This window comes from Streptomyces sp. NPDC059456 (assembly GCF_042750055.1).
Lineage (GTDB): Bacteria > Actinomycetota > Actinomycetes > Streptomycetales > Streptomycetaceae > Streptomyces.
Genome location: NZ_JBHYVA010000003.1, coordinates 16541 through 30204 on the forward strand (window position 1 = coordinate 16541; position 13664 = coordinate 30204).

At 74.5% G+C, this 13664-nt stretch carries 11 protein-coding genes; 1 reads left to right on the forward strand and 10 read right to left on the reverse strand.

Translation table 11 applies throughout. The annotated features are described in order from the left end of the window. The first annotated feature begins 559 nt into the window (after positions 1–559). A complete protein-coding gene (locus ACFXA3_RS00960; RefSeq protein WP_385180112.1) occupies positions 560–3550 on the forward strand; it encodes a BTAD domain-containing putative transcriptional regulator in 2991 nt (996 codons plus the stop codon). A gap of 97 nt (positions 3551–3647) precedes the next feature. Here ACFXA3_RS00960 and ACFXA3_RS00965 read toward each other — a convergent pair whose 3' ends face one another. The 10 genes from ACFXA3_RS00965 to ACFXA3_RS01010 all read right to left on the reverse strand — a co-directional run bounded on the left by ACFXA3_RS00965 (position 3648) and on the right by ACFXA3_RS01010 (position 13651). After that, positions 3648–3824, reverse strand: coding sequence for a hypothetical protein (locus ACFXA3_RS00965; protein WP_385180115.1), 177 nt, complete (start codon positions 3822–3824; stop codon positions 3648–3650). Positions 3825–3904: 80 nt separating this feature from the next. Continuing rightward, a complete protein-coding gene (locus ACFXA3_RS00970) occupies positions 3905–4120 on the reverse strand; it encodes a hypothetical protein (RefSeq protein ID WP_385180117.1) in 216 nt (71 codons plus the stop codon). Positions 4121–4243: 123 nt separating this feature from the next. Further along, entirely contained in the window at positions 4244–5623 is a 1380-nt protein-coding gene (locus tag ACFXA3_RS00975) for a helix-turn-helix domain-containing protein (protein WP_385180120.1), read from the reverse strand. 192 nt (positions 5624–5815) lie between these two features. Next, positions 5816–6508, reverse strand: a complete 693-nt coding sequence (gntA, locus tag ACFXA3_RS00980) for a guanitoxin biosynthesis heme-dependent pre-guanitoxin N-hydroxylase GntA (RefSeq protein WP_385180123.1) — start codon at positions 6506–6508, stop codon at positions 5816–5818. Beyond that, positions 6505–8517, reverse strand: a complete 2013-nt coding sequence (locus ACFXA3_RS00985; RefSeq protein WP_385180125.1) for a hypothetical protein — start codon at positions 8515–8517, stop codon at positions 6505–6507. The genes gntA and ACFXA3_RS00985 overlap by 4 nt, the downstream gene beginning before the upstream one ends. Further along, positions 8514–9359: a hypothetical protein gene (locus tag ACFXA3_RS00990; protein ID WP_385180128.1), complete on the reverse strand. Its 846-nt coding sequence runs from the start codon at positions 9357–9359 to the stop codon at positions 8514–8516. Before ACFXA3_RS00990 ends, ACFXA3_RS00985 begins: the two co-directional genes overlap by 4 nt. Before the next feature lie 4 nt (positions 9360–9363). Then, positions 9364–10095 carry a class I SAM-dependent DNA methyltransferase gene (locus tag ACFXA3_RS00995; protein WP_385180130.1) on the reverse strand — a complete coding sequence of 244 codons (732 nt, stop codon included), beginning with the start codon at positions 10093–10095 and terminating at the stop codon, positions 9364–9366. A 53-nt stretch (positions 10096–10148) separates the two neighbouring features. Beyond that, positions 10149–11396: an ATP-grasp domain-containing protein gene (locus ACFXA3_RS01000; RefSeq protein ID WP_385180133.1), complete on the reverse strand. Its 1248-nt coding sequence runs from the start codon at positions 11394–11396 to the stop codon at positions 10149–10151. 110 nt (positions 11397–11506) lie between these two features. Then, positions 11507–12322: a 4'-phosphopantetheinyl transferase family protein gene (locus ACFXA3_RS01005; RefSeq protein ID WP_385180136.1), complete on the reverse strand. Its 816-nt coding sequence runs from the start codon at positions 12320–12322 to the stop codon at positions 11507–11509. A 54-nt stretch (positions 12323–12376) separates the two neighbouring features. Further along, a complete protein-coding gene (locus ACFXA3_RS01010) occupies positions 12377–13651 on the reverse strand; it encodes an MFS transporter (RefSeq protein ID WP_385180138.1) in 1275 nt (424 codons plus the stop codon). Positions 13652–13664: the final 13 nt, after the last annotated feature.

Here is a 13664-nt window from a genome sequence, read left to right on the forward strand (position 1 = left end):
CACCGAGAGGTCGGCCCCCGCCGGCGGGCTGAGGACATGAACCCGGCTTGATGCCGCCGGGCGGGGCACGGTCTTCGTGGAGGGATCACGTCCCCGGATCCGCCTCGGGCCTCCCCCGGCGGCGTTCGTGAGAGGGCCGGTCTGAACATCCGTGCTCGGGCTCACTGCTGACCCATTGGATCCACCTCGCGGCCATCCACATCTGGGCCGCCAGGTGATCGTCAGCCACCCAAGGCCACACAACCACCGCACTCGGATCGGCTGCCCACGGGCTCGGCGCAGCGCTCAGCTGCGGGGCTCCTGCCCCGTCTTCCCCGGCAAGCTCCACCTCGACCGGAAGGGTCTCGACGCGGTCCGTCCGGTCCGCGACCGGATCAGGGATGCTGCTGGAGGGGCCTGATCACCGAGATCATGGCCGCCCGAACTGCGGCGACGTGTCGTTTTCGTCATCATCACGGCCGGAAAGAGCGGATCCTCGGCCCGGCGAGTCGCGTCTTGCAGAGGACGACAGGCGTCACGTGCCTGCGTTGGTACTGGCTGTTGCGAGGGGAGCCACCACGTGGCCGGAGCATTCCGATTCGAGATACTCGGCGCGGTGCGCGCGTACCGGGGGGACGTCGAGCTGCGAGTGGGGCCGCCGCAACAGCAGGCGTTGCTGTCGCTCCTGCTGCTGCGGGGGAACCAGCCCGTCTCCATGGCGCAGATCGTCGGGGCACTGTGGGGGGACGAGCCGCCCGCCCGGGCGGTCACCACCGTCCGCACGTACGTGTGGCGGCTGCGCAAGCTGCTGGAGCCGGGGGACGCCGCGCCGACCACCCTGGAGCTGGCCGGTGACGGCTACCGGCTGACGGTGCCCGACGGGGCACTGGACTTCTGCCGGGCGGAAGGGCTGGCGGCCGCGGCGGCGTACGCCACCTCCGACGGCCGGACGGCGGAGGGCGCCCGGCTGCTGGCACAGGCGTTGGAGCTGTGGCAGGCGGAGCCGCTGGCCGGGGTGCCCGGGCCGTTCGCGGAGCGGCAGCGGGTCCGCCTGGAGGAGTTGCGGCTGACCTTGTGCGAGGAGCACTTCGAGCTCGCCCTGGCGCTGGGTCGGCACCGCTCGGCCATTCCGGATCTGGTCGAACTGACCGAGGCCCACCCGCTGCGGGAGCGTCCCTACGGCCTGCTGATGCGGGCGCTGCACAAGGCGGGGCGGCAGGCCGATGCCCTGGCGGTGTTCGGCCGGGTGCGGGACCTGCTGATCGAGGAACAGGGCATCGAGCCCGGGCCGGAGCTGACCGAGGTGCAGCGTCGGATCCTCGTGGGCGATCCCGTGCAGGCCGGGCCGGAGCCGGTGCAGTCGATCGCGGCGCCGGAGCAAGTGCAGTCGCTCGCGGCGTCAGCGCCGGAGCCGCCGCCGGGGCCGGGCGTGGTGGGGGGCGGGACCGAGGGCGTGGTGCCCGCCCAGTTGCCGTACGACGCGCCGGACTTCGTCGGACGGCGCGATCAGGTCGACGTCTGGCACGCGCTGCTGACCGAGCGGGTGCGCCGGACACCGGTCGTGCTGGCCGCCGCGGGAATGGGGGGCGTCGGCAAGACCTGCCTCGCCCTGTACGTCGCCCATCGGGCGCGCTCCCACTACCCGGACGGCCAGCTCCATGCCGATCTGCGGGGCAACGGTCCCGACCCGGCGGAACCGGGTTTCGTCCTGGCCGGGTTCCTGGCGGCCCTGGGGGTGCCGGAGGACCAGGTGCCGGACGGCGTCGAGGACCGGGGCAGGCTCTTCCGGTCGCTGATCGACGGGCGGCGGCTGCTGATCGTCCTGGACAACGCCCGGGACGCCGCCCAGGTCCGTGAACTCATCCCCGGGTCCCCCAGTTGCGCGGTCGTCATCACGAGCAGGTCGCCCGTGTTCGACCTTTCGTTGACGTCCCAGCTGCTGCTGGAGCCGTTCCGCACCGACGAGGCACTGGAGCTGATCGGGGCGATCATCGGCCGGGATCGGCTGGCCGCGCAGCGGGAGGATGCGCTGCGACTGGTCGAGGCCTGCGGCCATCTGCCCCTCGCGGTGCGGATCGTGGCCGCCCGGCTGTCGGCCCGGCCCTCGTGGGCGGTGGCGACGCTGACCGCGCGCCTGGCGAACGAGCAGCGGCGCATCGCCGAGCTGCGGATCGGCACGCTGGCCATCGACGCCGTCTTCGAACTGGGCTACCAGCAGCTCACCGACGCCCAGGCGAGGGCGTTCCGGTTGGTCTCCCTGGCCGGTTCGGCGGACATCGGGGTACCCACGGCCGCCGCGGCACTGGGCGTCGACGAATCGACGGCGGAGGACCTGCTGGAGTCGCTGACCGATGCCGCGATGGTGGAGTCGGCCAAGCCGGGCCGTTACGGTTTCCACGAGCTGGTGCGGGTCTTCGCCCGGCAGCATGCCGAGTCGCACGACCCCGCGGAGGCGGCGGAGGCCTTCGGCAGGCTGCTGGACTTCCTGCTGGCGACGGCCGCCAGTGCCTTCCCGCACGCGATCCCCGGCGACGCGGTGGCGAACGCGTTCGGTCCGCTGCGCTCGGTCGGGCTGGAGTTCGGCGACGTGCACGCCGCCCGGGCCTGGGTGGTGGCCGAGATCGACGGCCTGGTGGCGGCCGCGCTGAGCACCGTCACCCTGCGGCTGCCGGACGCGGACGGGGACCGGCTCGCCGGCGCGGTCGACCTGCTGCTCGCGGTCAGCCCGTTCACTCCCGCCGTCTGGTACGAGCGGATGGCGCCGGTGGCGCTGGCGCTGACCGAGGCCGCGGAGCTGAGCGGCTGCCGGCGGACCATCGGGCGGGCGCGGATGCTGTGCAGCGGCATCGCCCTGCGCGCGGACAGGATCGAGGAGGCCGGGCGGCACGCCGAGCTGTCCGTGGCGGCGGCCCGTGCCGCGGGCGACGTCTACACGCTCCGCCAGGCCCTCAACGACCTGGGGCTGGTCGCCCAGTTCCTCCGCCGCTTCGAGGAGGCGGCGGCCTGCTACGAGGAGGCGATCGCCCTCGCCCACACCCTGGGCCACCGGTCCGGTGCGGCGGTGACCGGCGTCAACGCAGCGCTGGCCCGGGTGCGCGGCGGGTCTCCCGCGGAGGCGGTTCCCGCCTGTGAGTCCGCGCTGTTGGTCATGGACGAGTTACAGGACCGGGTCGGGGCGGCCTACGCGTTGTACGTGCTCGGAATGGCGCTGCACGGGGTGGGCCGCTTCGAGGAGGCGGTGGTGCGCTACGGCGAGGCGCTGGCCGTGTGCCGGGCGGCCGGGCTGCGGGAGCGGGAGGCACATGTGCTGTACCGGCTGGCGGAGACGCTGCGGCGAACCGGGCGGGTGCCGGAGGCGGTGGAGCACGCGGCCGCGGCGGTCGAGCGCTGCGAGGAGGTGTGCTCGGAGCGCGACCGGGCGCAGGCTTCGGTGGCGATGGGGCGGGCGCTTGCGGACCTGGGTGAGACGTACCGGGCCAGGGAGCAGCTGGAGCAGGCACACGGCGTCTTCACACGGCTCGGGCTGCCCGACGCGGCCGATGTGTCGGAGCTGCTGGCCGCCTTGGCCTGACCGGGGTTCCCGTTACGGGGGACGGGAACCCCGGGTGCGCAAGAGCTGCCCGGCGCGGGGTACCCGCGCTGGCGGACGGCCGTCCCCGGAGCGTGGGTCACATGATGGGTCCCGGCGGCGTGTAGTCCGACCCGGTGTTGTTGACGGCGATGGTGCTGCCACCGCCCGCCGCGACGAGGTCGGGGGCGGAACCGGCTCCCGCGAGGCCCAGTACGGCCGCGGCCAGAAGGGTCCGCAGGCTGAGGGCGGCGCGTGCGATGGGCAGCTTGGACATGGGTGGTCCTCCTTGACGTTCACCACCGGTGGTCCACCGGTGGGTGCTGGGGGGCGGTGCGGTGGTGCCGACGGGTCGCGTCAGCAGCACAGCGGGATGTCGCGCGCGGGGCGCAGGCTCTGGTGTTCGGTCGGCAGGACGCCCTGGTCCGCCGTCGAGGCGAGGGCGATGTGGACGGGGCACAGGGCCAGCAGCAGGGCCAGGACCACCGCGCGGGCCGTCAGCCGGGGGGATGGTCCGGTGGCGGCGCCCCCGAGGGTGGGGGCACCGGTGGAGCGGCTGGGGACGTGCGACATGCGGAGCGCTACTTTCGTCGGGGCATGGACCGGGGAGAGGGAACCCGGAGAGGGTTGCGGCCCGTCCCGGCCTGTCGTGTCCGACGCTAGTCGCCGACGATCAACACGGGATCAGCAGCCGATCTATGCCCGGGCCGACCCCTGTTGACCGAGGTCGCCGCTGCCGGACGCCCCGGTGGACGCGCCGGCGGCCGGGAGCAGGCTGCTGCGCTGGCCGAGGCAGCGCAGGCTCTGCCGGTACGCCCACACGGCCCGGTCCGTGCGCCCGGAGCGCTCCAGCAGCTCGCCGAGGTCGTTCCACGCGGACGCGGCCTGCCGGTCGGCTTCGGAGGCCTCCAGCAGGAGCGCGGCCCGCTCGCAGCCGGCTTCGGCCGCCGCCGCTTCGCCGAGCTGCAGTTGGGCGCCCGCCAGCACCAGAAGGGTCCGGGCCGTCTCCAGCCGGTGCCCGGACCCCAGCAGCTCCAGGGCCCGGCGGGCGTGCCGCTCCGCCTGGGGGGCGTCGGACTCCAGCAGGCAGGCGCGGGCCAGCGAGGTCTCGCAGTAGGCCATGTCGACGGTGCTGCCGTGGTCGGCGAGGGCCTCCGCGCTGCGTGTCAGCTGCGCCTTGGCCTCCGCGATGTCGCCGGTCTCCGACTGCATGAGCACGGACGCGTAGGCGTTGCGCAGCCGGGACAGGGCACGGGCGTCGTCACCCTCGGAGTAGATGGCCAGGGCGCGTTCGAGCAGGAGCAGGGCGTCGGCGGACGCACCGCTGCGGTGCGCCACCACACCGGCGTTCCAGTACGCGGCGCCCAGGGCCTTGCGGTCGCTGACCCCCTCGGCCTCCTCGATGGCGGTCCGGGCCAGTGCGGCGGCACGGTGCAGGTCGCCGCGTTCGCAGTGCAGTCCGACGAGTGTGGCCAGCAGTTCGATACCCAGCACGGTCGGGGTGATCCGGAGCCTGCGGGCCTCCTCCAGGGTGCTCGTGGCCAGGTCGACGGCGTGGGCGAGGTCGCCCATCTCGCGGTGGCAGCGGCACAGCGCCACCGCGACCGCGAGCCGCGGCACCAGGGACTGCCCGTATCCGGCGTGGTCGAGCAGCGCCTGGTAGCGCTCGGCGGCCTCCTCCAGCCGGCCGTCGTGCTCCAGCGCCTGGGCCGCGCCGTACTCGGCGGAGAGCCGGACGGCGTCCTTGCCCTGGGCGGCGGCCGCGTCGCGGACCGCGGTGAAGGTGTCCAGCGCGGTCTTCGGGTCGCCGTTGCGCAGGCTGATCTCCGCGTAGCGCAGATCGGTCTGGAGGGTGTCGGGCCGATCGGTCGCCACCATTTCCAGCAGGTGCTCGGGCGGGCAGCCGAGCCGGGCGGCGATCTGCTCCAGGACCTCCGGGGAGGGGGTCCGCTTGCCGGCCTCCAGCAGCGAGATGTAGCTCGGGGAGAGCTCCGTCCCGGCCAGGTCCATTTGCGACAGGCCCGCCTCCCGGCGCAGCCGGCGGATCCGTGACCCCAGATCCTGCAATTCCGCCATGGCGGCTTCCCCTTGTTTGTGACTGACTGCGGGACAGAACGAGTGAATATACTCGGTCAAGACCGGGCAGTACCAGGTCGGACCGGGTGGGACCCGGTGGTGCATCAGTCGCCGGCGGGCTGGGGCCGGCCCTCGGGGGCGGGTGGCGGCGAGGTGGTCGGCCCGGTACGGGTCCGGCCGGTGGCGCGGGCTTCAGTCGTGCCGATCGAACGGGCACGTCCAGTGCGGGGGGACCGCGCGGCCGGAGTACTGCCGTGCTTCGGAGATCTCGCCGTGCTCGGCGAGCATCGGGTTCACATCGCCCTGGAGCGCCACTTCCTTGCCGCGTATTTTCGTCTGCATTCCCTGGTAGACGCCGGTGCGCTTGAGTTCGGCGAACTGGCGGTGGGAATTGAAGACCAGAACGGGATGGGCGAAGCGCCGCGAGATGCGCGAGGCGCGGCGGTGCAGGCCGATGACGAAGAAGGGGTGGCCGCCGACACTGATCCCGAACCGGGGGTCGCGCGGGTCGGGCGAGACCTCGCGGGCCCACGGGTGGTCCGCGCGGTCGGCCCGGTGGAGTGCGGTCAGCTGCTGCCAGAGCAGCTTTTCGAACACCTCCTCGTCCGCCGGATCGGACCGCGTGAAGATGGCCGCGAAGGACTGGAAGCGTCCGCGGCCCGCCAGTGGGCCGGTGACGAACCGTACGAGGTCCGTGCGGAGCCGGTGCAGGTCCTCGCGGTCGCCCAGGGTCCCGTAGACGCCGGTGGCCAGTTCACCGCGCTGGAGTGCGGCGCGGGCGCCCAGGCAGGTGAACGTGTCGGCGCGCAGCCAGGCGGTGAAGCGCTCCACGACCTCCTCGGCGTGCCCGGGGTGCTCGCGGCCGGGCGTGTTCCGGTCCGTCATCGCCCGCTCCAGCCGCGGTCGGCGAGCGCCCGCAGGACCGCTTCTCGGCGGCGGCGGCGTTCGTCGCGGAGGGGGCCGTCGTCCGTACGGAGGAACTCCGCCCGTACGGTGAGCGAGAGGTGCCCGGCGGGCACCTGCCCGCCCTGCAGCAGGTCCTTCACCGCGACCCGCCGGTCCTCGGTGCCGCCGGCCCGGGCGACGACCCGCAGGACCTCGCCGGCCGAGACGGCCTCGGGCACGACGACGCTGACGTTGAACGCGGGCGGCGGGAGCGGCTCCGGGATCCGCACGGTGGGCGGGACCGGCGCGGGGCCGCCCAGCAGGTGCAAGTCGAGTTCGGCGCAGCACACCCGCTCCCCCGCGGCGTCGGCGAGGGCCGCGGTCTCCTCGGAGAGGACCCCGGCGCGGCCCACCGCGGTGCCGCGGACGTGGACGGTGAAGGAGGCGCCCGCCGCGAACTCCGCGTGGGGTTCGGGCGTCAGCGCGAGTGCCTCGTGGCCGGCCGCGGCGGCCGCCGTCCGCAGGAGGCCGTTCAGGTCTGCGAAGCCCGCGGTCCGTGGCCGGGGTTCGACCAGGGACGGGGGCGCGACGGCCCCGGCGAGGACGGCGGCGAACCGCCAGGACTCGTCCCCGAGCGCGGCGGAGCGCGCGACCTGGCCGACTTCGAAGACGTGGGCCGTTCCGGTCCGGCGCAGCGCTCGGCCCGCGACGACGAGCAGACCGGGCAGCAGCGAACCGCGCACCTGCATGGCGCGCAGACCGGCCCGCCCGTGCACGGTGACGGGCTCGGCCTCCGGTGGGGTGCCGACCGCGCCGAGGGGCTCGCCGGAGCGCAGCAGCACCGGGGTGGTGACCTGCTGCAGCCCCCGTCTCAGGGCGGCCGTGGTGAGGCCGCGGCGCAGCAGGCGCGCCCGGTCCGGCCACGGGCCGGCGGCGGAGGGCGGCAGTCGGCGCAGCAGCGTCGGGTAGCCGCGGACCCGTGCGGCCTCCCCCGCCAGCGCGGGGACACCGTCCAGATCCGGCCGGGCGGCGGGCACCGTGACGTGCAGCGGGTGGCCTTCCTCGGGAGGCGCGACGACCGCTCCGCCGGCGGCCAGCAGGGCGGCCAGCGTCGCGAGGTCGAGGTCCGGGTCGACCAGGCGGCGCAGTTCTCCGGGGTCCGGGCGCAGCACGCGCGGTGCGGGCGCGGGCGCGCCGGCCCCGCCGGCCGCCGTGACGGTGCCGCCCGCCCAGTCGGTGACGAGCGCGACGAGGCGGGCCACTGCCCGGTCGCAGGACCGCGGGTCGTGTCCCCGTACGGCGGGGGGCCCGTCGGGGTCGGTGCACGGGCCGGTCCCGGGGGCGGGGTGCACGGCCGCCGGGTCGAGCCACCAGGCCCACACCAGGGTGTCGCGGCCGTCGGCGGGGACGGCTGCCGCCGGGGTGTCCCGTCCGAGGACGGCCACGGTGCGTTCGCCGGCGCGGAGCAGCAGTCCTGCGGGGGGCGGCCCGGCGGGATCCGCGGGATCGGCGGGGGCCGCGGAGCACAGTCGAAGGCCGTTGAGGTCGAGTTCCCCGGCGTCGGCCGCGCCGAGGGGCTGCCCCGTTTCGAGCCCGACGTACGCCGCCAGGTCGGCCACGGTTCCGGTGAGCGGCACGCCCGCCGCGCGCAGCCGGCCCGCTGCCGCGTCCGGCAGGCGGACCTCGCCCGGGAGCCGGACGAGGGCTGCCGCCACGCGGCCGGGGAGGCCGTCCTCCGCAGCCAGGGCGAGGCCGTCCGGGAGGGGCGCCGACGGCTGGGGTGCCGGCCGCGGGGGCGGGGTCGGCCCGGCCGGGTTGCGGGCGCGGACCTCGGCGGCCAGTCCGCGGACGGAGCCGAGGTGGGCGAGTTCGGGCGGGGGCAGGACCTCCACTGCGCGATCGGCGTGCAGCCCGGCGCGAGCTCCGCTCTCGTGGAGGTGGTGCAGGAGGGCTGCGCGGTCGACGGGGCCGCCGCACTCGTGCTCCAGCCAGGCGAGGGGGATCTTCACGGTCGGTCGGTTCCTTTCTGCGGCGGCCCCGCCGGCAGGCCGGCGTGGTCGAACTGCTCCAGCAGGCGCACGTCGTTGACCAGCAGTTCCCGGATGTCGGTCAGTCCGTGGGTGAGCCTGAGCAGGCGCTCGACGGAGCAGCCGAAGCTCAGCCCCACGACCTCGTGGGGGTCGTAGCCCCCGGCGGTGAGCACCTCGTCGCGCAGCAGGCCGCCGGCGCCGATCTCGATGCGCCCGCGGCCCTCGCACTCGTCGCAGCCCGGGACGCAGCGGGGGCAGTCCACGTCCACGGCGAATCCGGGTGAGGCGAAGGGGTAGTCGCCGCGGCGCACGCGCCACGGATGTCCTTGTCCGAACAGGCCGCACACCAGGCGGTCGAAGAGCCCCATGAGGTCCGGCAGGCCCGCGCCCGGCTGGACCACCAGTCCGTCGATCTGGGTGAACTGGGAGCCCGAGTAGGGGGAGGAGAGTTCGTTGCGGAAGCAGGTGCCCACGAGCAGCGTGCGCAGCGGCCCGGGGGCGGCGGCCCGCATGGCCTGCGGGCCACCGGACGTGGCGTGGGTGCGCAGGACCACGTCGGGGGCCGGGAAGAAGCTCAGGCGGGTCCTGGTCGGGTGGTCCTGCGGGTAGCCGAGGACGTCGAAGTTGTCGCGGGCCGACTCCAGCAGGGGCAGGTCGACGACGTCGAAGCCGAGCGGCACGAACAGGTCCCCGATCCGGTCCACGAGGGCCGCCACCGGATGGGGCCGCCCGGTGTGCGGCCCGGCCGGCGGCAGGCCGGGGTCGCAGCGGGCGTCGGCCACCTCCGGGGTCAGGGCGGCGGGGGCCCGTTCGTCCGGCACGGTGTCAGCTCGCCTTGCGGTAGACGCCGATGTGGTTCTCGGAGTACGTGTCATAGGGGACGTTGCCCCAGTCGCCCCAGCGCTCGCTGAGTTCGAGCCCGGCGATCCTGGCCATGAGGTCGAGCTCGGAGGGCCACGTGTACCGCAGGAAGGCCGGGTAGAGCTTGATGCCGTCCTCCCGGATCTCGACGTGGTTCTCCTTGATGTGCTGGGTGGCGCGGTCGAAGGTGTCGGCCTCGATGCGGACGTGGTCGAGTCCGACGTCGTACACGTGGGCGCGGCCGTTGAAGCGGAAGCGGGTCGGGTCGGGCACGAAGGTCTCGACGACGAAGAGCCCGCCGGGCTCCAGGTGGGCGGCCACCGATTCGAAGCACTGGATCTGCTCCTCCTGGGTCTGCAACGCGTACAGCGAGTTGAGCAGCAGGAAGATGAGGGAGTAGCGGCGCTCTGAGGTGAAGTCGGCGATGTTGCCGATGGACACCTCGATGGACTCGCCGCCGGGCTTGGTGCGCATCACGTCGACGATCTCGGGGGACGCGTCGAGCCCGTCGAGGGGGACGCCGCGCTGCGCGAGCGGGAGGGCGACGCGGCCGGTCCCGATGGCGAGTTCGAGGGCCCGGCCGCCGCCGACGCGCTTGGCGAGGAAGTCGACGGCTCCCTCGGGCTGCGGCCAGTCGATCTCGTCGTACACGCTCTTCCAGCGGGGGCCGTACGTCTCGGGCTTCCAGTCGGTCATGGTGTTGGCCTTTCTCGTGGTCCGGGGTGGTGCGGTGGGGTCGGGCGGTGGGGTCATGTACCGAGGACGCGCAGCTCGTGGTGGGCCAGGAGCAGGCGGTCCTCGACCTCGTCGGCGTGCGGGCCGGTGGCCATGACGTAACCGACGCGCCCGTAGAGGTCCTGCGGAGGGGGCGTCACCGTCTCGCCGCGCGGGCGCAGCTCCCCGATCTCGTGGATCCAGGGGCGGGCGCGCAGCGCGGGGGCTTCGGCGAGGCCGTCGAAGCGCTGGCGGGTGCGGGGGTAGAGGAAGCGGATGCCGGCCGAGCGGTCGCCGCTGGAAGCGATCTCCGGCGCGCGGCCCAGGGCGGCGGCGGTGAGCAGGGAGCCCAGGCGCACCCCTCGGGCCAGCTCCACGATGCGGGAGGCGATGTCGCCGCCCGGTCGCGCGTTGAGCTCGATGATGCGCGGTCCCGCCGGGGTCATCTTGACCTCGACGTGGGCCACGGTGCGGTCGATGCCGGCGGCGAGGACGCTGCGGCAGGCGAGGTCGAAGCCTTCGGTCATCTCGGCCCGGCCCAGGGTGCCGTGTCCGGTGATGAAGCCGGCCTCGACCGGGTAGGGGTCGTAGGCCCAGATCTTGCGGGCCCAGGAGACGGGGGTGGCCGTGCCGTCGTGGACGAGGCAGTCCACGTCGAATTCGAAACCCTCCAGGAATTCCTCGACGAGGATTCCCTCGCTTTCGAGACCCATCTTGTCCGCGTGCAGCGCGGCGTCGAAAGCGGCGTCGAACTCGGATTCCTCGTCCACCCGGCGCACGCCGGCGCTGCCGGACAGGCCGCGCGGTTTGACGATCAGCGGGTAGCCGATGTCGCGGGCGGCCCGGTGGGCCGCGTCCAGGTCGTGGACGAGGTGGGAGCGGGTCGGGGAGATGCCGGTGTCGGCGAGCAGGGTGCGCTGGCGGTGCTTGTCGCGTGCCAGCTCGGCCGCGGCGACGGGCACGCCCGGCAGTCCCAGGCCTCGGGCCAGGCGTGCCGCGGTGACGACCATGGTCTCCTCGTAGGTGACCACGGCCGCGACCCGGCGGCGTGCCAGCAGGGCCTTCGCGGCCCGCAGGGCGTCGTCGTCGGTGTCGCCGCCCGCGGAGGCGTCGAAGACCGCGCAGTCCTGGACCCAGTGCAACTGCCAGGTCGGCGGTTCGGGGTTGAGCAGGACGAGGTCGGCGTCCGCGGCCATCTGGGCCAGCAGGCGCTCATGGCCGGCGCGGTAGCCCGACCCCACGACGAGCAGCGTCTCACGGCTGCCCGCACGGTCGTGTGTCACGTGTCTTCCTCTCGGTCCGGTCGGGTTCCGCAGTCGCCGATCGAGGATGGAGTAAAAGAGAGTCAAATATCTCTATGACTCGCTGTCAAGTTTAGTCAGTAATTAAGTCACTAATATTCTTGCGCAGGCAGTCGGAGGGTCCGGACGGTCACGACCGGCGCACGCGGCGACTCGTCCGGCGCCGCCACGGCGAGGGCCGCACGGTGGCCGGGCGGCAGGTCGAGGTCGACGAACGCCCAGCCCCGGGTGGTCGGCTCCGGCCCCCTCCCGTCGGCGGCCGCGTCGGCGGCCAGGCCCACGCACGGGCCGGCCAGTCCGCCGGGCAGCCCCGTGCCGATGGCCTTCAGGTAGGCCTCCTTCCGCACCCAGCAGCTGAGGAAGCCCTCCTCCCGGCGCTCGGGCGGGAGTTCGGCGAGCGCCGCGCGTTCGGCCGGGTGCAGCCGCCGGATCATGCCGTCGAGGGGGCTGTCGGGGTGGCGGAAGGCGCGTGACTCGACGTCGACGCCGACGGTGACCGCGGCGAGCGCAACGACGGCCAGGTCGCCCGCTCGGGACAGCGAGAACTCGAAGGCCGGCCCGTCGCCCGCCGTCCTGGGCCGCCCGTGCGGCCCGTCGCAGTGCGGCAGGCCGCACGGCTCGCGGGTCAGGCGTACCTCCCGGGGCCCGATGCCGAGGCATCCGCCGAGGACGGTCCGCAGCGCGAGGTGCGAGGCGACGTAGCGGCGACGCGCGGGGGCGTCCCGGAACGCGGCCGCCCGGGCCCGCTCCTGCCGGTCGAGCACCCGCTCGTGATGCGCGTCGGGCGCGAAGTCCAGGGGGACGACCCAAACGGCGGCCCCGCCCGGTCCCGGCAGGTCGCCGCGCGCGGGCCGGCCGTCCCGCGTCGTCGCGGCCGGCGGTGCGTACCGCGGCGGCTCGGGGCGCATGTGCGGCTCCTTCACGGACGTGGTGGCTGGGGAGCCTGATCCGAAGGACACGCCCTAAGGGGGTGCCTCCTTGCTCAGGACGGGGGCGGGGAGGCGGCGCGCGCTGCGGCCGCGGAACGAGAGCAGGGCGTACAACGCGAGTGCGTAGCCGCCCAGTTGCAGGGACAGGTAGCTCCAGACCCCGCCGCCGTCCACCACCGGCAGCAGCACCAGCGGCGCGACGAAGGCACCGAGGCCGTGCGCGAGCGAGGTGGCGGCGGCGTAGCTCTCCAGCCGGGCCGCCGGGGCGGTCAGCGCGACGAGCGGCTGGACGCTCGGCGCGATCAGGCACTCCCCGACTGCGAAAACCAGCCCGAACAGGGCACCGAGCAGCAGGCGTACGCCGGTTCCGGGCACCAGTACGGCGGCCGTCAGGGCGGCCATGGCGGCCACCCAGACCAAGATGGCCGCCGTCAGCGCGGCAACGTACCCGATACGTTCGACGACCCGCAGGGCCAGGCCCTGGAAGGCGATCACGCCGACGGTGTTGCAGGCGACCACGATGCTGACGGCGGACACCGACAGGTGCGCGTTGCGCAGGATCGCGGGCACCACGGCGTCCACCTGGGCCAGCCCGAAGACGACCAGGGCCGTCTGCAGGAGGAAGAGCCGCCGGAACACCGGATCCCGCAGCGCCGCGCCCCGCTCCCCCGGGTCGGCGCGCGGGGCGCCGCGGTCCGCGCGGTGCGTACCGGGTCCCGCGGCCCGCCGCTCCGCCGGGCGCAGCCGCACGAGCGTCGCCCCGTACAGCAGGTAGCTGGCCGCGTTGGCGGCCACGCACAGGGTGTAGCCGCCCTCGCCGAGGTGTTCCACGGCCTGGCCTCCGAGCAGCGCTCCCACGGCCACGGTCAGGGCGGAGACGCGGTGCTGGCCGGAGAGGACGCGGCTCAGGTGCGAGGTACCGAACACCTTGGTGAGCAGGGGGGTCTGGACCGCGTAGTAGGCGCCGGTGCCCGCGCCGGAGAGACAGGCGGCCGGCACGGTGGCGGCCATCGAGTCCGCCAGGGCCAGCCAGGCCGCGCCGGTGGCCTGGAGGACGGTGGCCCCGATCGCGGGCAGACCGGGGCCGTGGATCCGGCCGATCCTGCCCGCGAGCGGGTTGACCGCGAGTCCGGCCACTGCGAACAGCGCGAAATACAGCGAGACGCCGGAGGTGGGCAGGCCCAGGACCTCCCGGAGGTAGGCCACGGTGAGCGGCAGCATGAGGCCGGTGCCGAACGTGGTGGCACCCCAGCCGGTGAGGAACCCCGTGTAGAGGGGCAGCGCCTCCCTGCGTGCCGCCGCCTTCACCGGTCCGCACCGC